Source organism: uncultured Rikenella sp., assembly GCF_910577125.1.
Lineage (GTDB): Bacteria > Bacteroidota > Bacteroidia > Bacteroidales > Rikenellaceae > Rikenella.
On record NZ_CAJTMN010000031.1, the window covers coordinates 1 to 22,612 of the forward strand.

Annotated in this window: 18 protein-coding genes; 12 read left to right on the forward strand and 6 right to left on the reverse strand. The window is 60.6% G+C overall.

The annotated features are described in order from the left end of the window. The first annotated feature begins 399 nt into the window (after positions 1 to 399). From QZ292_RS04970 to QZ292_RS05000, 7 genes are all read left to right on the forward strand, one after another. Positions 400 to 1,140, forward strand: coding sequence for a type III pantothenate kinase (locus tag QZ292_RS04970; protein WP_294598681.1), 741 nt, complete (start codon positions 400 to 402; stop codon positions 1,138 to 1,140). 4 nt (positions 1,141 to 1,144) lie between these two features. Beyond that, entirely contained in the window at positions 1,145 to 2,446 is a 1,302-nt protein-coding gene (locus QZ292_RS04975; protein WP_294598684.1) for a hypothetical protein, read from the forward strand. 157 nt (positions 2,447 to 2,603) lie between these two features. Next, positions 2,604 to 3,932, forward strand: coding sequence for a hypothetical protein (locus QZ292_RS04980; RefSeq protein WP_294598687.1), 1,329 nt, complete (start codon positions 2,604 to 2,606; stop codon positions 3,930 to 3,932). 55 nt (positions 3,933 to 3,987) lie between these two features. Continuing rightward, on the forward strand, positions 3,988 to 4,644 hold the full coding sequence (lptC, locus tag QZ292_RS04985) for an LPS export ABC transporter periplasmic protein LptC (RefSeq protein ID WP_294598690.1): 657 nt from the start codon (positions 3,988 to 3,990) through the stop codon (positions 4,642 to 4,644). Between the two features lie 9 nt (positions 4,645 to 4,653). Further along, positions 4,654 to 5,916, forward strand: coding sequence for a hemolysin family protein (locus QZ292_RS04990; protein ID WP_294598695.1), 1,263 nt, complete (start codon positions 4,654 to 4,656; stop codon positions 5,914 to 5,916). Positions 5,917 to 6,049: 133 nt separating this feature from the next. Then, complete coding sequence (locus QZ292_RS04995; protein WP_294598698.1) at positions 6,050 to 8,113, forward strand: peptidylprolyl isomerase; 2,064 nt, start codon at positions 6,050 to 6,052, stop codon at positions 8,111 to 8,113. 133 nt (positions 8,114 to 8,246) lie between these two features. Continuing rightward, positions 8,247 to 9,518 carry a dicarboxylate/amino acid:cation symporter gene (locus QZ292_RS05000; RefSeq protein WP_294598701.1) on the forward strand — a complete coding sequence of 424 codons (1,272 nt, stop codon included), beginning with the start codon at positions 8,247 to 8,249 and terminating at the stop codon, positions 9,516 to 9,518. A 231-nt stretch (positions 9,519 to 9,749) separates the two neighbouring features. Here the strand turns inward: QZ292_RS05000 and QZ292_RS05005 are convergent, their stop codons facing one another. From QZ292_RS05005 to QZ292_RS05025, 5 genes are all read right to left on the reverse strand, one after another. Then, on the reverse strand, positions 9,750 to 12,683 hold the full coding sequence (locus QZ292_RS05005) for a hypothetical protein (protein ID WP_294598704.1): 2,934 nt from the start codon (positions 12,681 to 12,683) through the stop codon (positions 9,750 to 9,752). A 21-nt stretch (positions 12,684 to 12,704) separates the two neighbouring features. Next, complete coding sequence (locus QZ292_RS05010) at positions 12,705 to 13,046, reverse strand: translation initiation factor (RefSeq protein WP_294598707.1); 342 nt, start codon at positions 13,044 to 13,046, stop codon at positions 12,705 to 12,707. 20 nt (positions 13,047 to 13,066) lie between these two features. Next, positions 13,067 to 14,101, reverse strand: a complete 1,035-nt coding sequence (gene pheS / locus QZ292_RS05015; protein ID WP_294598709.1) for a phenylalanine--tRNA ligase subunit alpha — start codon at positions 14,099 to 14,101, stop codon at positions 13,067 to 13,069. Between the two features lie 30 nt (positions 14,102 to 14,131). Further along, positions 14,132 to 14,956, reverse strand: coding sequence for a pantoate--beta-alanine ligase (gene panC / locus QZ292_RS05020; RefSeq protein ID WP_294598712.1), 825 nt, complete (start codon positions 14,954 to 14,956; stop codon positions 14,132 to 14,134). Positions 14,957 to 15,149: 193 nt separating this feature from the next. Next, positions 15,150 to 15,542 (reverse strand): DUF805 domain-containing protein, encoded by a 393-nt coding sequence (locus QZ292_RS05025; RefSeq protein WP_294598716.1) that lies wholly within the window; start codon positions 15,540 to 15,542, stop codon positions 15,150 to 15,152. A gap of 211 nt (positions 15,543 to 15,753) precedes the next feature. Here QZ292_RS05025 and rnr point away from each other — a divergent pair, with 211 nt between their 5' ends. From rnr to QZ292_RS05040, 3 genes are read left to right on the forward strand one after another with little or no spacing between them, the layout of a single operon-like run. Continuing rightward, positions 15,754 to 18,174, forward strand: a complete 2,421-nt coding sequence (rnr, locus tag QZ292_RS05030; RefSeq protein WP_294598720.1) for a ribonuclease R — start codon at positions 15,754 to 15,756, stop codon at positions 18,172 to 18,174. A 30-nt stretch (positions 18,175 to 18,204) separates the two neighbouring features. Continuing rightward, a complete protein-coding gene (locus QZ292_RS05035; RefSeq protein WP_294598723.1) occupies positions 18,205 to 19,140 on the forward strand; it encodes a tyrosine-type recombinase/integrase in 936 nt (311 codons plus the stop codon). 3 nt (positions 19,141 to 19,143) lie between these two features. After that, on the forward strand, positions 19,144 to 19,431 hold the full coding sequence (locus QZ292_RS05040) for an HPF/RaiA family ribosome-associated protein (protein WP_294598726.1): 288 nt from the start codon (positions 19,144 to 19,146) through the stop codon (positions 19,429 to 19,431). Positions 19,432 to 20,167: 736 nt separating this feature from the next. Here the strand turns inward: QZ292_RS05040 and QZ292_RS05045 are convergent. After that, entirely contained in the window at positions 20,168 to 20,317 is a 150-nt protein-coding gene (locus QZ292_RS05045) for a hypothetical protein (protein ID WP_294598729.1), read from the reverse strand. Between the two features lie 663 nt (positions 20,318 to 20,980). Between QZ292_RS05045 and QZ292_RS05050 the strand changes: the two genes are divergently transcribed. Next, complete coding sequence (locus QZ292_RS05050; RefSeq protein ID WP_294598732.1) at positions 20,981 to 21,433, forward strand: dCMP deaminase family protein; 453 nt, start codon at positions 20,981 to 20,983, stop codon at positions 21,431 to 21,433. A 68-nt stretch (positions 21,434 to 21,501) separates the two neighbouring features. Beyond that, the gene (locus QZ292_RS05055) at positions 21,502 to 22,518 is read left to right on the forward strand and encodes an aldehyde dehydrogenase family protein (protein WP_294598734.1); all 1,017 of its coding nucleotides are present in this window, start codon (positions 21,502 to 21,504) and stop codon (positions 22,516 to 22,518) included. Positions 22,519 to 22,612: the final 94 nt, after the last annotated feature.

Consider the following 22,612-nt stretch of genomic DNA (forward strand, 5'->3'; position numbering starts at 1 on the left):
CCTCAGGCCGGCCGGGCCCCGCGTGCCCGCGGTGGGCAATTGGCCGCCTCTACCCCAACCGGACGAAACAGCCCTGCGCGGGCGGCGTCCGGCTAATGAGACAAAGAGAACCCCAATAAAACGCCCGATGGGTGCCAAGGCGGGACGGAGCGAAACTACGTTTCGCTAAGGCCGTCTCTGTCTTCTGTTTATTCCGAGAGGCAACGCAACTGAAGACCGTGGGCGCGTCCGCTCGAATTGCTCGGATATAACGACTGCATGGCAAAGTCGAAATACTTGCCGTAAACGGAGTACATAAAGGACGACCAGCTGAACCCGCTGTTGCCGCAAGAGTCTAACTTCCCTATATAGTAGCCGCGGAAGCCCGGGGCGGGATTGGTCCCCGACTATGAGAACCGCATGAATTTAGTCATCGATATAGGAAACACCTTCGCCAAAGTCGCGATCGTGGACGAGGGCCGGATCATCGACCGTGAGACCCGGCCGCAACTTGACCGCGCAACCCTCTTGCGCTTGTTCGAGCTCCATCCCGAGACCGACCGGGCCATTCTTTCCACCACCCGGCTGGCCGACCCCGCCCTGGAGGAATTTATCGAAAAAAAAGTGGGCCGGCTCATTCGCTTCGACTCCCGGACCCCCGTGCCGCTGCGGAACCGCTACGCCACCCCCGAGACCCTCGGAGCAGACCGGCTTGCCGCTGCTGTGGGCGCATGGGGCCGGGCTCCGGGACGTGAATCGCTCATCGTCGACTTCGGATCCGCCATCACCATCGACCGCGTGACCGCCGCCGGCGAATACCTTGGCGGAAATATCTCGCCCGGCATGGCCATGCGCTTCGAAGCCCTCCACCGCCTGACCGACCGGCTGCCCCTCTGCGGCGCTCCGGCCGAAGCGCCCGTCCTCACCGGGCAGACCACCCGGCAGGCCATCGAAAGCGGCGTCGTGCTCGGAATCGTCCACGAAATCGAAGGCTATATCGACCGTCTCGGAGGTCAAAATCACGATTTGGCCCTCTTTTTTGCCGGTCGGGACGCGAATTTCTTTGCCGACAAAGTAAAAAAGACGATATTTGTGACTCATGACCTCGTGATCGAGGGACTCAACCGAATACTCGAATACAATGCCCGACTCAATAGTTAGGAGAGTGAGATACGTTACGATCGTCCTGTTGCTGAGCCTGTTCGGCGGAGAAATGGGGAGTGTGGCGCACGCCCAGACGAGCAGCCTGAACACCTTTTCGCCCTACACGATGTACGGCATCGGTGACCTGGCGGTCGGCGGGAGCGCTTTCAACCGGCCGATGGGAGGCGTGGGGGTCGCCATGCGGACATCGTACCGCTTCAACTACCTCAACCCGGCGGGGATGAGCGCCATTCCGCGGCAATCCGCCCTCTTCAATTTCGCCGGCGAGGGGAAAAACTTTTATGCGAAAAGCCCGACCGCTTCGACCTCATACAACACCTTCGACATCCACGACCTCGGGCTCGCGGTGCCGCTGGGGAAAGGCGTGGGGTTAGGATTCTCGCTCACGCCGGTCAGCTCGGTGGGATACACCAGCCGGATGGTCGAGCACAGCGCGGATATTACCCAGAACATCGGGAGCACCGTCTACAACTATGCCGGCGACGGGGGGATCACACAGGTTTCTATGAGCCTCGGGGTCAATGTGGCCAAAGGATTCTCGCTCGGAGCGACGATGCACTACTGGTTCGGGGATATCGAACGGCAATACAATGTGGTGGTGAACGACTACACCTCGTCGACCATCTACCGCAACATCGTCTCCACCGAGAATCAGAATATCAGCAAACTGCTCTTTACGCTGGGGGCTCAGTACATGTGCCGGGTCGGGAAGCAGAACGCCTTGATATTCGGGGTGACCTACCAGCCGAAAGTGACGGCTACCGTGCGGGACAACCGGCTGACCCTGTCGCACAACTCGGTGATGGTGGATACCATCTATTCGGCCCGGAACCGGACGAAGATGGACATCCCGGCCAAGTGGGCCGCAGGAGTCTCGTACCAGACGACAAAGCTCACCGTCGCGTTCGACTACAACCGGCAGGACTGGGCCGGCGCGTTCGCCATTCCGGAAGGGCAGGAAATTTCACTGGGAGTTTATCAGGACTTCCGGCTCGGCTTCTCGTACACTCCGGATCAGTTCGACATCCGGAACGCCTTGAAACGGTGGACATACAAAGCGGGGGTGCGGTACGGCGACAGCTACCTGACGATGCGGGGCCATCGCCTGCGCGATGCGGCGGTCTCGGTCGGCGTCGACTTCGCCCTCAAACGCGGAACCTTCTCCAAAGTCGGAATCGGCCTCGAATACGGCGAGCGCGGCTCCTGGGCGAAGGATATGGTGCATGAACGCTACTTCAACTTCACCGTGGCGCTGAGCCTGTTCGGGAACGATTACTGGTTCGTCCGGCCGAAATACAATTAATATTTGCAAAATTCCGCCGGAAATCCGAACTTTATCCACCGTTTCCTCCGTCCGTCGGGGGATTCCCGGCCGCGAAGGCGGCGTTGTTTACGTTAAACCTGCTTACTTCCGGTTCGACCCCCCGTCGGGTCGAACGAAACCAAAACTAACCGCAACCATGAAAACACGAATTTATTCCCTGATCGCCGCTTTCTGCCTGCTGGGCGGGGCGGTCGGCGCACAGGACTTCCGCGACGATCCCAGATACGGGGACGACCCGGCGTCGCGGGAACAGAACGTGCGTATCCTCAACTTCTTCAACGACGCTTACAAAGCCAAGGAGTACGGACAGGCGACCGTCTATCTGCGGCAACTGATCGAAAACGCTCCGAAAGCCACTCCGAATATCTATATCCGCGGGGTCGAGATCTATAAGAGCAAGGCGCTCGGGGCGCAAAGTCTGGAGGAACGGAGAACGTATGTGGACAGTATCCTCTGGATTTTCGACAAACGGATCGAAGCGTTCGGCGAACACCCGCAGCGTGGCGAAGCCTATCTGCGCGGCGAAAAAGTCAAAGTCTTTCTGACCATGATGCCGGCCGACCGCGAACGGCTTTTCCAGCTCTTCCGCGAAGCCTTGCATGAAAAACACCCCCTCAATCCGGGGCTGGCGGTGACCTACTTCAACTCGGTGGTCGAAAGCTACCGGCTCGACGACGTCACGCCGGAACAGGTGATCGACGTTTATGAACGGCTCAGCCAGCGGCTCGCGGGGTGCAACAGCCCGGAACAGGCAGAGGCGGTGAAGGCGATCGACGACCTCTTCGCATCGAGCGGGGCCGCCAATTGCGAAACCGTCGAAAAAATCTACCGGCCCAAATACGAAGCCGATCCGGAAAACGGGAAACTGGTCGAAACCATTCTGGCACTGCTTCGGCGGGGGAACTGCTCCAGCGACTTCTACCTCACGATGCTGGAAAAATTCTATGCCGTCAATCCGCGGCCCGATGTGGCGGTGCAGCTCGCTTCGCTCTTCCAGGAAAAACAGGAATTCGGGAAAGCGATGGAATACTTGCGGATCGCTATAAATAACGAAACCGATCCGGCACAGAAGACCAACTTCATGCTCCAGGGGGCGGGGATGGCCCTCTCGTCGAACTCCTATCGCGAAGCGGCCCAGTTCGCCCGGCAGGCGATCGACAACGATCCGGACAATGGCCTGGCATACTTCATCCTCGCATCGGCCTATGCCGGCGGGAGCGGCAGCACATGCAGCGGATTCGACCGGCAGACCGCTTTCTGGCTCGTGGTCGACAACCTGGTGCAGGCACGGCGTCTGTTGCCCGCGGACGATCCCCAGCAGGCCAACATCACGCAGATGATCGGGAACTACAGCGCGAACTTCCCGAAGACGGAGGAAACCTTTATGCGCGGGCTGAATCCCGGGGACTCGTACACCGTCAATTGCGGCTGGATCAGCGGCAGGACGACGGTGCGGGAACGGTAATCCGATTCCACGCGGGATACCTTCTCTCTCCTTGCGCGACTTGTGTTCGATGCTTATGAACGAAAATAGAGACCGACCGACCCACCGTCGGAGCGGGCGAGTGCTTGCCGCTGCTTTCTCAGCGGCAAGCATCCTTTTTTTCGCCCGGTGCGGAAACGACGAACCGAAACCCACGGTGGACGATCCGGAGACGACCCCCACCCAGGTGAGCTATAACCACCGGAGGATCAACTCGGTCAACGGAGACCGGCAATACCGGATGGAGACCCCCCTGCTCGAACGGTACGAGCTCGCCAAAGAGCCTTTCATGGAGTTCCGCGAAGGGATTAAAGTCGAGACCTTCGACTCCGCCTTGCAGGTCGAGAGCGATATCGTGGCCGACTACGCCCGCTTCAACGAGACCCAAAAGTTCTGGGAGGCGCGCGGAAACGTCATTGCACACAACTACGAAGCGGGAAAAGTAGTCCGTACCCTCTTGACCGAACGACTCTTCTGGGATCAGACCGCCCGGAAGATCTATAGCGATACGATCGCCCGGGTGATCGACGGCGGGAGCGTGCACGTCGGGCGGAACTTCGAAGCCGACGAAAGTTTCGAACGGTGGAGCTTCCGGAACACCGTCGGACAGATCGAAGTCGATGCCGCGGCTATGCGCGACACCTCGGCAGCCGCCTCATCGCCGGTGGCGGCGGACACGTCGGCGATTAAATAGGCATTTTTCATGGGAACAACCCTCCTCGTCATACTCATCGCCCTGCTGCTCTCGGCCTTTTTCTCCGGGATGGAGATCGCGTTTCTCTCCTCGAACAAGCTGAGGCTCGAAATCGAACGGAAACAGCACCCCACTTACGGGCGGATCGCCAGCCTCTTTCTCAAGGCCCCCGGGCAGTACATCTCCACCATCCTGGTCGGGAACAATATCGCGCTGGTCGTCTACTCGATCTTCATGAGCCTGCTCTATACGGAGATCGCCGGGCAATCCAATTACGCCGCCGAGACCCTGATCTCGACCCTCATCATCATCTTCACCGCAGAATTCCTGCCCAAAGCCGTGGTGCGCGCCAATCCCAACTTCTACCTCCGGACATTCGCCGTGCCACTCTACGGGTTCTATATCCTCTTCTATCCCATCTCGAAATTCGCCACCTTGCTCTCCACCGGACTGTTGCGGCTGATGGGGCGGCGCGTCGAAGAGACCCCGCAGATCACGGAGTTCGGCAAAGTCGACCTGGCCACCTTGGTCGAGGAGGCGGCCGTGGGCGAAGAGGGCGATGCCGCGGAACGGGAAGACAGTGAACAGCGCGTGAGACTCTTCCAGAACGCCCTCGACTTTTCGGAACAGCGTGTGCGGGAGTGCATGGTGCCACGCACCGAGATGGAGGCCATCGAGGTGGGCGAAGGGGTGGACGACCTGCGCCGGATGTTCGTCGGCACCGGCTTCTCGCGTCTGCCGGTCTACGAAGGGACGATCGACAACATCATCGGGTACGCCAACCTGAAGAGCCTGTTCGACGGGCCGAAGACGATCCGGGAGGTGCTGCAGGAGACCCTCTACGTGCCCGAGACCATGTCCCAGCAGAAACTGCTCGAAGCCTTTACCCGGTCGCACAAATCGCTGGCCGTCGTCATTGACGAATTCGGCGGGACGGCCGGGATGGTGACCCTGGAAGACCTGCTGGAGCAGATTTTCGGAGAGATCGAAGACGAACACGACGCTGACCATCTGGTCGAGAAGGAGGTCGCGCCGGGCGAATACGTGCTGGCGGGGCGGCTGGAGATCGACCACCTGAACGAAACCTACGCGCTGGGGATTCCCGAGTCGGATCGCTACGAAACCTTGGCGGGGTATATCCTCGACCGCAGCGAAGACCTCCCCAAACCGGGCGACACGTTGCGCTCGGACGGCTTGAAAATCAAGATACTCCGGACGGGACACGCCCGGATCGAACTCGTACAGGTCGTCCGGACGGAAAAGGCCAGGTAGGGGAGCCAGCTTTTGTCGCAAGCGATGTACTTGTTACGTATGTCGAAAAAAAACAGTACATTTGCCCCATTATATCGGCGTGCGCGGCGCGACGTCGTTCCACAGGCAATAAAAAAGAGAAGAATATAACAGCATGGTAACTCTCAACACCCTCAGAAACAAAGGCGGCGTGCTGCTCGCGATCGTGATCGGCATCGCGTTGCTGGCTTTCGTGCTCGGCGACATGTTCACCTCGGGGAGCACCCTGATGAACAGCTCGAAGATGAACGTCGGGACGATCGACGGCGAAAAAATCTCGATGCAGGAATACAGCCACGCCATCGACGAACTCACCGAAGTACAGCGGATTACGACCGGACGCGAAGGCTCCGGCGAAGAGCAGAACGAGATGATCCGCGTGCAGGCGTGGGATCTGATGATCCGGAACAAGGCGTTGAAACCGGCCTTGTCGGAAGTGGGGCTGACCGTTTCGGACGACGAACTCGTCGATCTGATGAGCGGCGCCAACCCCTCGCCGATTCTGGTGCAGATGTTCGGCGACCCGCAGACCGGACGCTTCGAGCCGGCCATGCTGCGGCAGCTGCTGGCTAATGTCGAACAGGATCCCACCGGCCGGCTGCAGATCTTCTGGAACTACCTCCAGGGCGAGGTGGCCGACCAGAACCTGATCTTCAAATTCAAAACCTTGGTCGACAAGGCGGCTTATGTGACGGCTTTCGAAGCCGAACGCATGGCGGCGCTGGAAGGGGAGACGTATAGCGTGGACTACCTCGTGAGCCGCTACGAATCGGTGGCGGACAGTACCGTGGCGGTGAGCGATGCCGCGCTGCGGAAATACTACGACACCCATCGCGGGATGTTCCGGCAGCCGGATGCCCGGGATATCGAATACGTGACATTCGAAGCGCTTCCTTCGCAGGAAGACTATGCGGCGGCGGAAAAGAACGTCCGCGAGATGGCGGACGAGCTCCGGACGACCGGCAATGTGCGGCAGTTCGTTTCGATGAACTCGCACAACCCGTTCGACGCCAGATACTACAAGGCGGGGGAACTGACCGGCGAGTTGGGTACATTCGCTTTCGGGGCGGCGTCCGATGAGGTGTACGGACCGGTATTGGCCGGCGACCAGTGGACCATGGCCCGGGTGGCCGACGTGCAGACCATGCCCGACAGCGTGCGGTTGAGCAGCATCGTGATTCCGGCCGAACCGAAAGCATTTGCCGACAGCTTGTTGAACGCATTGCAGCATGGTGCGGACTTTGCCGCAGCGGCGCGGGCCCATTCGGTCGAAGCGCAGCAGGTCGACAGCGACGGAGACCTCGGGATGATGGATCCCCAGATGCTGGCGCCGCAGTTCGCCGATGTCGTGAAAGAGATGAACGTCGGGGATATCCGGACGGTGACGACGCCGGAAGCGGTCTGCATCCTGAAGATGACCGACCGCAAAGGGATGGCGCGCCGGGTGCAGCTCGGGGTGCTGAACTACAATGTGGAAGCGAGCGAACAGACCCGCAATCAGGTTTACGGCGAAGCCAATAAGTTCGCTACGGCAGCTGCTGCGGGCGGATTCGAAAAAGCGGTGAACGACGCGGCACTGGCGAAACGGGTGGCGACCATCGGTTCGAACGACCGGACGGTAGGCGGGATTCAGCAGTCGCGCGAACTGGCCCGGTGGGCGTTTAACGGCGAACAGGGCGAGCTGTCGGACGTGAAAGAGTTCGGAAACTATTTCGTGGTGGCGACCATTACCGGGATTCGGGAAAAGGGGATCGCACCGTTCGAACAGGTGAAAGGGGATGTGAAAACGCTGGTCGTGCGGGAGAAAAAGGGCGAGATGCTGGCGGCTAAGATGAGCGGAGCGGCTTCTGTAGCGGCGCTGGCTTCGACCTTGGGCGTGGATACGCTGCACAGCGACGATATCAACTTCGGCGGATTTATGGCTCCGGAAGTCGGGTTCGATCCGGCGTTTACCGGCGGGGTGTCGGGGATCGGCAAGACGGGCGTAGTCTCGAAACCGATCGTCGGACGGATCGGAGTCTATGCGGCACAGATCACCGACCAGCGGAAAGCACCGATGGACGTGGCGGTGGAAAAAGCTCGTCTGGCGGCAGAAGCGCAGCAGAGCGCCTTTATGGCGACCTACGAAGCGTTCCTCGACTTGTGCGACATTCAGGATACGCGTTACCGGTTCTATTAATCGGTATTTGTCTCGACCTTCTTATCAATAATAATAGAGGTTGAGCCTTTTTACGGAAGTATCGCATACCTGTCGGCCTTACGCAGCATCGACCGCGTAAGGCCTTCTTTTACAAATACACACGCCCCATCGAATGAAGCTCAGTGCCGTTCCCTTGTACGCCCGCATCCTGTTCGGAATGATGATCGGGATAGCGATCGGGTGGATGGCCGTTCCGTACGGTTTTTCCGCTTTTGTGGCCGACTGGATCAAACCGTTCGGCGAGATTTTCATGCGGCTGCTGAAGTTTATTGCTATTCCGCTCGTGATGGTCTCGCTGATTAAGGGGGTGGGGAGCCTCGGCGATATCGCCTCGCTTTCGAAAATCGGCCTGCGGACGATCGGTATCTATATCTGTACCACGGTGTTGGCGATTTCGGTCGGCTTGGTGCTGGTCGAGGTCATCGCGCCGGGCAGAGTCGTAGGGGCAGAGAGTGCGGCAGCCATGCAGGCGGATTATCGGACAGCTGTCGCGGAGCGGAGCGTTCAGGCGGAAGGGGTGGCCGAAGCTCCGCCGTTGCAGTTTCTGGTCGATATTTTTCCGGACAACTGGGTCGGCGCGATGGGCGATAATAGCCGGATGTTGCAGATTATCGTGATCGCCGTGCTGGTCGGCGTGGCGGTTTTGTCGGCCGGCCGGGAGCGGACGGAGCCGTTCATGAGGCTGATCGACGCGTTGGATGCGATTCTTCTGCGGCTGATCGACCTGATTATGCGCTATGCGCCGATCGGCGTGGCTGCTCTGATGGCCGGGATGGTGGCCGATACGGCGGGGAATCTGGAGTTGCTCGGGGCGTTGGGACTCTATGTGGTGACGGTGGCTTTGGGATTGCTGCTGATGATCTTTCTGTTTTACCCGCTGTTGATCCGCTTTTTTTCGAAGATTCCCGTGCGGAAATTTCTCCGGACGATGCCGCCGGTGCAGCTGCTGGCTTTCACCACCAGCTCGAGCGCGGCTACGCTGCCGCTCAATATGGAGGTCGTCGAGCGGAAGCTGGGGGTTTCGCAGCGTGTCACCTCTTTTGTCCTGCCGATGGGGATGACCATCAATATGGATGGTACGAGTCTCTATCAGGCGGTGGCGGCGGTGTTCATCGCCCAGGTGCTGGGCATCGACCTGACCGGGGTGCAGCTGTTGACGATTGTGGCGACGACGACCCTCTCGTCGATCGGGACGCCGGGGGTGCCGGGCGGGAGTATTGTGGTGCTGTTGATGGTGTTGTCGTCGGTGGGGATTCCGCCGGAGGGACTGGCTCTGATTCTGGGGCTCGACCGGCCGCTGGATATGCTGCGTACGGTGGTGAACGTGACGGGTGATGCGACGGTGGCTTCGATCGTGGATGCGCGTGCTCCGGCGGCGGAGTAGGGGCAGGATGGCGGTTCATCGAGCGTCACCCGTTTATTCCGAGAGGCAACGCAACTGAAAACCGTAGGCGCGGTGGTTCGCGTTGCTGGGATAGAGTGCAGTCGCGTTGAAATGCAAGTGCATGCCATTGGTACCGCCAACCGATGACGAGTGACTGTAACCGCTGCCGCCGACACTGCCCGGTATACCCGCATCCCGAGTGCGGTAGCCCGGGGCGGGGTACTTTAAAATTTAGAAGCTCAGCGAAAGACCCGCTCCGAAATAGAAATCGGCGTTCGACGGAGAGGCCAGTGTGAATTTGATCGTAGCCGGAGTCGTCGATCCCGCGACATTCAATTCGAACGCGATGTCGCCGCCGTACGACCAGATGTTCTCACCCCGCGTCCGTCCGCCGGCGGCGAAGTAGAGCTCCCGGCTCGCATCGCCGAACAGATTCATCCAGATGCGCTTGAAATAGATCAGCCCGTTGATCCCCCCGTCCGGATAGCAGACCGGAAAGGTGTAGTCCACCGACGCCGCGCCGTAATACTTAGCCGCCCGGCCGTTGTAAGCCCCGCGCGGGAAGAGCGGTTTTTGTGAGAAACCCAATTCCGCCTCCGTCTGGTAAGCCGCCCCCGCCCGTATCGTGAAGCTGTGATTCCGCAGCAACCCCGGCAGATATCCCCGCAGATAGAGGCTGTACAGTCGTCCGAACCGGTCGTTGAAAGCCCCCGTCACATCCGCCCGCACAGCGTATCCCAATCGCGGCACGATACACCGCATCGAAGCCCGCCGGTTGTCGCTCCACCACAGCGAAGCCTGATACTTCTGGTACCCTTTGGTCAGCGTGAAACCCTCCTCTGTGCCGCGATAAAGCAGTGTGTTGTAGTGCGTTATCGAGAACGACGGCTGGAGCAGCCGCAGGTGGCTCCCTCCCGAAAAACGCAGCGGTACGGCGATCGTTCCGCGCAGGTGGAGGTAGTTTTTCAGTTCGCCCGGCAGATAGATGCCGAGCGCCCGGTTATCCGCCGAGGCGTAAACGCCCTGTTTTCCTCCCCCGTATTCCACTTCGGCCGTGATCTGCATCGGCAGCCCCGCATACGTCCACGATGCATGCAGCCGGTCGTTTCCCTGCATCCGCCCGTAAGTCGCCGTCCCGTAGCTGTCGCCCATGGCGCTCTGGAAGAAGAGGCTCGCGCCGAAACCGAGCGCCAGCCCCCGCTCGTCCGCATTGAGCAGGTCGTCCATATCGGCCGTCACCGGTGCCCAGCTGTGGACGTTGAACCACCGCAGCGCCTTGTTGTATTTCCGCACTTTATGCGTCGTCACAGAGTCGTCCATCGGCAAGGCGCTCATCGTCGGCACTTCCCACGACGGCGCCGGAATGTTCAGCAGATTTCGCGGTAACCGTTGCCGGACGACCGTGTCCCGCATGGCATTCATGTCGGTTTTGGCGATCAGGTAACCTTCGGCCGTATAAGTGGTAAACAATACCTCGCCGTGCGAAGCGTCCCCCGCCGGCCCGTAAGCTCCGAACCGCGAAGTCGTCAGCCGCCGCTCCGGATAACCCGCCCCGGTCAGGTCGATCGCGTGGATCTCGTCCTTGCCCGACTGGATGGAGCTGAAATAGAGTCGCCCCCGACCGTCCGTCGTCAGCCCGCTGATCGTCACCATCGACGGCTCCGTCACCTCTTCCACCGCCGTGAATCGCCCGGTCGACACCGATGTCCGCCGCAGGTGCATTCCCCGCTCGCCCAGGGCGATGAAGGCCAGCGTCCGGGTCGAGTCGTCCCAGGCCACGCCGTGCACCGTGGTCAGTCGTTCGAGCCGCAGCCGGTCGATCTCCCGGAAATCCGTCGCCGTGTGCAACACCAGATCGCTCCCCCCCAAGCTGTCCGGCGACACGGTGACGATGAACGGCCGATTGTCGGCCGTCAGCGGCGTGACGAAATAGTTGGCCTGCCACCGTCCGTACGTGTGCCGCCGGCCGGTCGTCAGGTCGAGGCTGCGGATCACCGAATAGTTCTTGTACTCCCACACCGGATGGGGCTTGAATTCCGTCCACCACAAGGTGTTTCCCGCCACCGTCGGCCGGCTCGACGGCGGGGCGATCCACCGCAGAGTCCGTTCCCGATGCCGGCGCTTCACGGCCGTCGTGTCGAGCACCACGAACCGCGGAGGGGTGTCGTAGTCCGTCTTGGTGGCCACCATCCCCAGCGGCGTGGAGAGCGGGTCGGCATAGGTGGTGAATCCGCTCTTCCGTCGCGCCGGCCGGGTGAGCGTCCGGTAGCTGTCCGGTACCGCCGAACAGGGTTTCCAGTGGGTGTACAATTCTCCCAATGCCCGTCGGCTCATGTCGCTCAGGTGGGCGCCGTAATGGCGTTTGAGATAGACGCGCATCGGCACGATCAGGATGGGCCACCGGCCGGCATATTCCACCGCTCCGCCCCACATCTCGTGCCCGTAGTACCGTTCGCCCGCCGCCACCAGCTGGTAGCCGTACTCGTAGACTCCCGGCACGTACCGCCGGTACGAACCGGCGTTCCATACGTCGCTCCGGAGCCTGACGTTGGCGCTGTCGGCCGCCAGCAAGGCCCGCATTCCCACCGTAAACGAGGGCTGATAGGCGCGTCCGAACTCCGAATACTGCGTTTCGGCCAGCGTGGCATCCCCTTCGAGGAACCATTTGGGCACGACGAGCATCCCGACGCTGGTGCCGGCCTGTCCGAAGAGCCACGAGGCGATGCGGGTCAGCCCGCTCCGCAGCGAGGAGAGCTGCACCACGTGCCGGCTCTCGTGCACCGCCAGCTGCTTGAGCCACGGATCGGCATAGATGTCTCCGCCGGCCGGAGCCGTGGTCATGAGCTCCATCCGTTTCGGGGCCCAGACGACTTCGCCGTTGGAGTAGAGGTTTTCGGTGTGGAGGATGATGGGAATCCGTTGCGGCCGGCGGGTGAAGCCGTGGGTGATGGTCGGCGCGATGGAGTCCATGAATCCGGCCATGGCTGTCGCCGTCGGCGCATAATAGTCGGGATAGACGAGTTTATAGGTCGGACTTTTGATCTGCCGCCACCGGATAGCGGCCGGTCCGCGGCCGTTGTAGTAGAACTGGGCCCTCGCTCCCAGCGGCAGCAAGGCGAGCAGGAGCAGAAGGCGGCCGACGAACGGGCGGAAGTGGCGGGGCATAAGGAAAAGGAAGAAAATGGGTCAGATTTTGCGGGCCTTGTACCCCGCATCGGTCAGAATGCCGACGATTTTGTCGCGGAAGTCGCCTTGTATGATGATCTCTCCCTCCTTGGCCGACCCGCCGACGCCGCACTTCTGTTTCAGGAACCGGCACAGCTCTTTCAGGTCCTCCTCCGAGCCGACGAAGTCGGCGACGACGGTCACCTGTTTTCCGCCCCGGTTCCGGCGGTCGAGGGCCACGCGCAGCCGCTGTCTGGCCGGCGCGAGCGTCTCCTGCTCCGGAGCGGCTGCGGTCGTGTATTCGAAGTCGGGGTCGGTGGAGTAGACCGTGCCCAGGCGCGCTTTCCAGTCGTTGCCGCTCATAGGATCAAGAGTTTCTCAGGTTAGAATACCGGTGTGAACTGCCGCAGGAAGCGGAGGTCGTTTTCGAAGTAGAGCCGCAGGTCTTTGACGCCGTATTTGAGCATGGCGATCCGTTCGACCCCCATCCCGAACGCGAAGCCCGAGTACTCCCGGCTGTCGATGCCGCACGCCTCCAGGACGTTCGGGTCGACCATCCCGGCCCCCATGATCTCGAGCCACCCGGTGTGCTTGCACACGGCGCAGCCCTTGCCTCCGCACAGGTTGCACGAGACGTCCACCTCGGTCGACGGCTCGGTGAAGGGAAAATAGGAAGGGCGCATTCTGATCTCCGACTTCTCGCCGAACATCTCTTTGGCGAAGTGGAGAATCGTCTGCTTCAGGTCTGCGAACGAGACGTTGCGGTCGATATAGAGCCCCTCGACCTGATGGAAGATGCAGTGTGCCCGGTAGGAGATCGCCTCGTTGCGGAAGACCCGCCCCGGACAGATCACCTGGATCGGCGGCTTCTGAGTCTGCATCACCCGCACCTGGATCGACGAGGTGTGCGTCCGCAGCAGGATGTCCGGATCCTTTTCGACGAAGAAGGTGTCCTGCATGTCCCTCGCCGGATGCTCCGGCGGGAAGTTCAGCGCCGTGAAGACGTGCCAGTCGTCTTCGACCTCCGGCCCGTTGGCCGGCACGAAGCCGATGCGGCCGAATATGTCGAGAATCCGGTTCCGCACCAGCGAAATCGGATGGCGTGTCCCGATCCGGTCCGCCGTCGCCGGACGGGTCATGTCCAGACTCGCCCCATCCCCTCCTGCGGCCGCCAGGGCGGCCTCTTCCATCGCTGTTTTCAGCTCTTCGATCCGCTGCGCGGCCGTCGTCTTCAGCCGGTTCAACGCCTGTCCCAGCGTCCGTTTCTCCTCGGCCGGCGCGCTCTTGAACGCCTCGAACAGGGCCGTAATGCTCCCCTTCTTGCCCAGCAAACGGATGCGGAACGCCTCTACCTCCGCCGGTGTTTTCGGCGCGAAAGCCTCGACTTCGGCCTGCAATGCTTCTATCTGCGCTATCATAATGGTCTGATAATCTTTAGTGTCTGTTGTTTAAATCGCCACGTTGTCGATCAGCCGCACCGCTCCTGCCTGTACCGCGACGAAGCAGCGCAGGTCGCCCGACGACCGGCTCCACTCCGTCGCCGGCCGCAAGGTGTCCGCCGTCGCGATCTCGACATATTCCGTCTTCAGCAACGGATTCGCGTCGATCCGCTCCGCAATCAGTCGCTTGGCTTCCGCCACCGGCACAGTCCCCCGCAAGCTCCGGGCCGCCTCCGAGAGCACCTCATAGATGTGCGGCGCCGCCGCCCGGTGTTCCGGCGAGAGCAGCGCATTGCGCGAGCTCCGTGCCAGACCGTCCCTGTCGCGCACGATCGGGCAGCCCGTAATCTCGATCGGCAGCCCCAGCTGCGCCACCATGTGGCGGATAATCGCCAGCTGCTGGAAATCCTTTTCACCGAAAAAGGCCCGGTTCGGCCGGACGATCTCGAAGAGCCGCGAGACCACCTGTCCCACCCCGTTGAAGTGTCCCGGCCGGTGTTCGCCCTCCATCACCCGATCCAGACCGCCGAAGTCGAAGACCCGGGTGTCCGGTTCCGGATAGACCTCGGCCACCGAAGGGGCGAAAACGAAATCGACGCCGGCCGCGTCGAGCAGCGCGAGGTCGGCTGCCTCGGTGCGCGGATAGCTCGCGAGGTCTTTCGGGTCGTTGAACTGGGTGGGATTGACGAAGATGCTGACCACGGTGGTGTCGCACGCCTCGCGACAGGCCTTGACCAGCGAGAGGTGCCCTTCGTGCAGGGCGCCCATGGTCGGCACGAAACCGACGGTTCCGGTGTATCCTGCGAGCTCGGCGGCCCGCCTGCAAAGTTTCATCTGGTTGAGATATTACCCTTTTGGAAAGTGATACATGGCGACATGTCGTCGTCGGAAACGGACAAAAATACGGATTATAAACGAGACCGAAAAATTACGCCTCCGCACCCGGTGAAGATTCGGGTACGGAGGCGCAAAAAGAGAGAGGGGGACTCAGCCGAGAGCACGTCGCTCTTGTCGTCCCGGACAGTCGTTAGGCGTTGTATTTCGGATTGGCACCGAACCGGTTTTCGCCCGGCTGGCTGTCCTGAGCCTGCCAGATGATGTACAGAATGAAACCTACCACCGGAATGAGGTTGATGAAAATCCATCCGAAAGCCCGGCCGGTGTCGTGCAGACGCCGCGAAGCCATTGCGAGGTTCGGAATAAGAATAGCCAGTGAAAACAGCGTACCGAGGATCGGAAGGATGCAAGTCAAGATAAACGACGCAATGAAGTTGAAGAGCGTCGGCCACCAGAATTCGCTCCGCCGAGCCCGGCCTGCGAAGTTGGCGTAGTTGGACCAGAACAGCTTGTAGCACTCCATAGCGCCGTTCGGGTGGATGTTGCTCGTGGCAACGGTGTTGTTTTCGTTGATGTTTTCCATAATGAATTAGGAGTTGAAAAATGAAATAATGTACAAAAGTAGTAATTTCGGAACAAATCGGGCGGAAATAGGTGGAATTTTATCTCTTTCCGGCTGCGGCGAGTGGCCGGTCGGAGGCGGAATGCGACCCGTTTTTCGGGAATTTCGTGCTGCGTTGGCCGGGCCCCGTGAATAAATCACTATCTTTGAGCCGCATAATTACGTAGAATAGATGTTAAAGAAACTGAAAAAGAAACTGGGGCTTCGCGGCGGTAAGGGCGAGGCTCAGGCGGTGCGGCAGGCGGCGGGCGAAGAGCGCCCGAATGTGCCGGAGGTGGCGGTGCGGGAGATCAAACGGATGTTGTTCGAGGCATTTGCCGACCACCCCTCGCGGATTTACGACTCGAAGATGGCCGCCAAGCAGATCGGCATCCAGGGCAACGACGGACGCAAGATGGTGCACGACCTGATGCGCGAGATGGCGGCCGAAGGGGTGTTCGAAAAGGTCGGGGCCGGACAGTACCGGCTGGTGCGGAAACAGCTGCCCACCAAGACCGGGCGCGTGGATATGACCGCCAGCGGGATGGCCTATATCATTGTGGACGATGCCGCCGAGGGCGAGAAGGATATCATCGTCGAGCCGCGCAACACCCACCATGCCCTGCACGGCGACCGGGTGCGGGTGGCCATTATCGGCCGTCGGCGCGACGGACGCATCGAGGGCGAGGTGGTCGAGACCTTGGAACAGGGCAAACGCACGTTCGTCGGGCGGATCGAGATTTCGGAGAAGTACGCTTTCGTGATCATCGACTCGCGGACGATGCCGGCCGATATTTTCGTACCGCTGCGGTCGGTCAATGGGGCCGAGAACGGGCAGAAGGTGATCGTCCGGATCGTCGAATGGCCCGAAACCTCGAAAAACCCGACCGGCGAAGTGGTCGACGTGCTGGGGAATTCGGGGGACAACAACACCGAGATGCACGCCATTCTGGCGGAATACGACCTGCCGTACCACTTCCCCGAGGAGCTGGAGCAGGCGGCCGACAAGATCAAGGCGGGGATTACGAAGGCCGAAATCAAGCGGCGCAAAGATATGCGGGGCGTGGCGACCTTCACCATCGACCCGGCCGATGCCAAGGACTTCGACGACGCGCTGTCAATCCGGCGGCTCGATAACGGAAATTGGGAGGTCGGGGTGCACATTGCGGACGTGACCCACTATGTGCGTCCGGGAGACGCCATCGACACCGAGGCGGTGGAGCGGGCGACGAGCGTCTATCTGGTGGACCGCACCGTGCCGATGCTGCCCGAGGCCTTGTCCAATGACCTCTGCTCGCTCCGGCCGAACGAAGAGAAGCTGACCTTCTCGGCCGTCTTCGAGCTGGATGACGAGGCGAAGGTGCTGAACGAGTGGTTCGGGCGGGCGGTGATCCTCTCCGACCGGCGGTTCACCTACGAGGAGGCGCAGGCGGTCATCGAACAGCGGGCCGAGGCGCAGGACGAACCGTTGCGCGACGAGATTCTGATGCTCGACCGGCTGGCCAAGAAACTACGGGCGGAACGGTTCCGCAACGGCTCGATCGGTTTCGAACGCGACGAGGCGAAATTCGTCCTGGACGAACATGGAAAACCGCTCAGCGTATACTTTAAAGAGATCAAGGACTCGAACCAGCTGATCGAGGAGTTCATGCTGCTGGCCAATCGTAAGGTGGCAGAGTTCATCGGACGCAAGCGGCCGGGGCAGCGGACGGAACGGACGTTCGTCTACCGCATCCACGACAAACCGAACGAAGAGAAACTGGCCAACTTCAAGAGCTTCATCACCCGCTTCGGCTACCACTTCAAGGCCGAGAAGGGCAAGGCGGTGGCCAAGGAGATGACCAAATTGCTGGCCGACATCAAGGGCAAGAAGGAGGCCAATCTCCTTTCGACGCTGGCGATCCGGTCGATGGCCAAGGCGGTCTATTCGACCACCAATATCGGCCACTATGGTTTGGCATTCGACTACTACACCCACTTCACCTCGCCCATCCGGCGCTATCCGGACATGATGGTGCACCGTCTGTTGCAGCACTATCTGGACGGCGGCAAGTCGGAGGACAAAGAGACGTACGAAAAGCTGTGCGACCACTCGTCGGCGATGGAGATTCGGGCGTCGGAGGCCGAACGGGCGTCGATCAAGTACAAGATGGTCGAGTTCATGGAAGACAAGGTGGGACGTGAGTTCGACGGCTCGATTTCGGGCGTTACCGATTGGGGAATCTATGTGGAACTCGCGGAAAACAAGATAGAGGGGATGGTCGCCTTGCGGGATATGTCGGATGACTACTACGCGTTCGACGCCGAGAACTATGCCGTGGTGGGGCACACCACCGGACGGCGGTTCACGCTGGGCGACGAGGTGCGGATCCGGGTCAAGCGGGCCGACCTGAGCCGCAAGCAGCTCGACTTCGAGATGGTCGGGACGATCGACTTCCACACCCGGAAACTGGATCGGCTGCCGGAACCGGTCGCTTCGGGCGATGACTTGGGAGCTTCGTCGCGCGAGGCCAGGCGGGCGGCACAGGGAGGCGGTTCGTCGCGCGGCGGCTCCTCGCGGAAACGGCGGGGAGGCGGGAAATCCCGCTCGCGGAGCGGACGGGCCAAGGAATAAACGGGCTGTCAAAGGGCAGGGGGAGGTGCGATGCCGGACTATATCGAACGTTTCGGACGTTACATGACCGCCGAACGGCGTTGTTCGCCGGCGACGGTCGATATCTACACCCGCGACCTGCGCGGATTCGAGACCTACCTGACGGCGGAGGCTGATTCGGCGGACGGATTCGACCCGGCGGCGGTGACCCTGTCCGATGTCCGCGGGTGGGTGATGCGCGAGGTCGAGGCGGGGACGGCCGTCGGGAGTGTCAATCGGAAAATATCGACCTTACGCTCTTTTTTCCGCTATCTGATGCGGGAAGGGATCGTGGCTTCCAACCCGGTGCGCGAGATCAAGGCGTTGCGCGGAGGCCGCCGGCTGCCGGTTTTCGTCGAACAGAGCCGGATGACGCAATTGGTGCGGGTGTTGGAGGAACCTTCGGAAGAGTTCCCGATCGAGCGCGATGCGATGGTCATCCTGATGCTTTACGCCTGCGGACTGCGGCGTTCCGAGCTGGCTTCGCTCCGGCTGGACAGTCTCGACCTCCGGGCCGGGACGGTGCGGGTGATGGGGAAGGGGGCCAAGGAACGGGTCGTGCCGATTTTGTCGGAGGTGGCGACACGTTTGGAACACTATTTGTCACTCCGTGCGAAAGAAAAGATTTGCGAATCGGCCGAAAATTGTCTATTTTTAACCAACAAAGGACACGGGCTTTCGGCGCAGGGGGTGTATGGCATCGTGAGAGACTACCTCGCTGCGGCGGGTGTACAGGGGAAGCGGTCGCCGCACGTGCTGAGGCACACCTTTGCCACGCATCTGATGCAGCACGGCGCTTCGGTACGGGTGGTGCAGCAGCTTTTGGGACACGCTTCGCTCGCCGCCACTCAGATTTATACGCATAACACCGTCGAATCTTTGAAAAAGACTTATAATCAGGCCCATCCGAGGGCGATGTCAAATATTCAGAACAAGAAGGAGGATTAAAGTATGAACATCCAGATTCAATCCGTGAAATTCGATGCCGATCAGAAACTGATCGATTTCGTACAACATAAGGTAGGTAAACTGGACCGTAAGGTCGACAATACGACGGGTGCCGAAGTGACCCTCAAACTGGATAAGGACGACACGGCGGGGAATAAGGTGGTGATGTTGAGGCTGGCGGTTCCGGGACACGAGCTGGTGGCCGAGCGGCGCAGCAAGTCGTTCGAGGAGTCGGTCGATCTTTGTGTGGACGCCATCAAACGCCAGATAGAGCGGTATAAAGAGAAATAGTGGGATATTTGCCGGGTGTGCGTACGGCCAAAGAACGGGGCAAGGATTTGGGCCGACACGGCCAATTGCCCACCGCGGGCACGCGGGGCCTGCCCGGCCCGAGGGCAGTCGAAGCTCTACCGCGCGCCGACGCCTTAGGAGGCGATTCAACTGTTTCGGCGATGAGCCGAAATAGATAGAATGAATCGCCCAGGCGCGCGGACAGAGAACAGGGCGAAGTAAACAAGTAAGCGAAACGTAGTTTCGCTCCGTCCCGCCGGGGTCACCCGGCCGCCGCCCGCGCAGGGCAGTTCTATCCGGTTCGAAGCTCTACCGCGCGCCGACGCCTTAGGAAGCGATTCAACGATTTCGGCGATGAGCCGAAAGAGAATGAATCGCCTCGGCGCGCGGACAAAACTCGACCCCGCGCGCGACTGCTGGAGAAGGAAATCGTTAGAACCATGGTGAATGGTTCTAACAAGATTTCCGCCAGCGCGCGGACTCGGCGGAGCGACAGCGGAGCCGCAGTGAGGCGGACACGGGGTTATGCTTTGGGCTGAATAATTACGGCCCGTAGGGCCGTGCAGTTCGCCGCCACCCCACGCGGCGGGCTGCAACTTCGCGGAGCTCGTTGTGCCCTCCGCTGGCGCCGAACAGCGATGGATTTTCGGCCCGCGCGACCCGCAGGGTCGCAGGGTTTGAAAATCATACAGGATCAAGCCCGGGTTCGAAGTTCCCAATCAATCGAGGCTTTCGTTTATTCCGAGAGGCAACGCAACTGAAAACCGTGGGCGCGGTTGTCCGAGTTGCTGGTGGTGAGGTACTGCGAATAGAAATGCAAGTCCAAGTTGTAGATGCCGCTCGTGACGAAAGACCAGCTGTAACCGTTGTGTCCGATGCCCCACAACGCGCCCTCACCGTAGCCGCGGCAGCCCGGGGCGGGGTTTGTTTTGTGTCGCGCGCTTTGGGAAATCCAGTCAAAACACGCAAGCGAGTTTTGACGATTTCCTTCTTGAGGCGTCGGCGCGGTGCCGCTCGGCACTCGAAGGCCGGCCGTGTCTACCCCAATTTGAGTCGCCCGCGGCCATTCTTGCCGAATTGGCTCACCGCCAATCGGCAGAATATGCCCTTTTAGGCGTGCGGGCGACTGCTGAGTTTCGACTGGCCTCGGGCCGGCCGGGCCCCGCGTGCCCGCGGTGGGCAGATAGCCGGGGCTGCCCAACTCTCAGTGTAACGGATAGGGTAGAGGCTGGCATTTCGGCGTGCCCGAAAGCACCGTTTATTCCGAGAGGCAACGCAACTGAAAACCGTGGCTGCGATGGTTTGGGCTGCAGGAACTCAGCCATGTGACATCGAAGGCCAAATTTACGCCGCTGATATCGATAACCATCGAAGACCAGCTACACCCATAGCTGCTGATGCGCCATAATAGCCCCTCGCCGTTGCCGCGGTGGCCCGGGGCGGGGAGGTTTTTGCCGTCGGAATGAACAGGCCGGTGCCAGTGATTCCGGCCCGAATTTCCGCAGAGCCCAAACAAAAGTCATAGAAAACGAAGCCCGTTTCTTAGCCTATGGGATATAAGGAACAGAAACAGCGGCTGCTCGACAGCCGGTATATTCGGATGGCCCGGATCTGGGCCGAAAACTCCTATTGCGTGCGGCGACAGGTCGGTGCCTTGATCGTGCGCGACAAGATGATCATCTCCGACGGCTACAACGGTACGCCGCAGGGATTCGAAAACGTATGCGAAGACGAGGCTACGGGATTGACCAAGCCTTACGTATTGCATGCCGAGGCTAACGCCATCACGAAAGTCGCCAAATCCAACAACAGTTCGGAGGGGTCGACACTGTACGTGACCGCTTCGCCTTGCATCGAGTGCGCCAAACTGATCATTCAGGCGGGGATCCGGCGGGTGGTATTCTGCGACGACTACCATTCGGCGGATGGGGTGGAACTGTTGAGACGCGCCGGAATCGACGTCGTGCAGGTGACCGAGCAGGGTGACGCAGAGAAAAAGTAATTCGCAGGGAGCCTCCGGAACAGATGCGTTCCGGAGGCTCGTCGTTTGTCGTGTCGGAAAGAAAAAGGATGGAAAACAGATATATTGTACCCTTGATCGAGCTGGCCTCCCGGTTCGAAGGCGAGGAGTGGCTGCGGGCGGTCGATAAAGCCGGACGGGAAAACGAGTGGTTCACTCCGCGCCAGATCGAGGCCGCAGTGGCGGCTTTGAAAAACGATTTGTTGAGTTCTGAACAGCTTCGAAGCTGGCTTGATCGGTATCCGTTGCCGGTGTCGGAAGCTTCTCGCAGGGTCGGTATCGTGATGGCCGGGAATCTGCCGTTGGTCGGATTTGCCGATCTGGCCGCAGCGGTGGCGGTGGGGTGTCGGGCGTGCGTCAAGCCTTCGTCCAAAGACCGGGCGCTGATGGAATATGTGATCCGGGTGTTGCAGGAAAGCGGATGTGCGATCGAACTTCTCGACACCCTGCCGTCCGGGGTGACCGATTGGGACGGGGTGATCGCCACCGGGAGCGATGCGACGCGCGATCGGTTTGCCCGACAATTCGCCGGTCTGCCGGTTTTGCTCCGGGGAGCGAGGCAGAGCGTGGCGGTGCTGTGCGGCGGGGAGAGCGAGCGGGAGGTGGCGGAGCTGAGTGAAGACCTGTTTTTGTATTGGGGATTGGGGTGTCGCAGCGTGGTACGCCTTTTTGTGCCGCAGGGATACGATATGCAGAGGTTGGTGCAACGGCTGTCCAGTTGTCGGCCGGAAAAGCATCCGAAATACGAGGCTTGCTATCGTTATGCGCGGGCGATGGCGGCGATGAGGGGCGAGCGGGTGGTTGACGGAGGATTTTTTTTGTTGCGGAACGTCGGGATGGAGGTCGGGCCGCAGGTGCCGAACGTGGCGGAGGTGTTGTGGTCGGAGTATCGTTCGGAGGCGGAGGTAGCGGAGTGGCTGGAACGCCATGAAGGTGTCTTGCAGTGTGTGGCGGGTACGGTTCCGGAGAGTTTCCTGCGCGGAGTGCGTTTGGGCGAGACGCAGCATCCGGGTTGGACGGATTATGCCGACGGGGTCGATACGATACGCTTCCTGCTTTCTCTTTGATAGAATCGTCCGGCGCGCGAACAGAGGCAGTGCGAAGATTTGGGCCGACACAGCCGCAGCGAAACGTAAGTTTCGCCCGTCCACGGGACGTGGG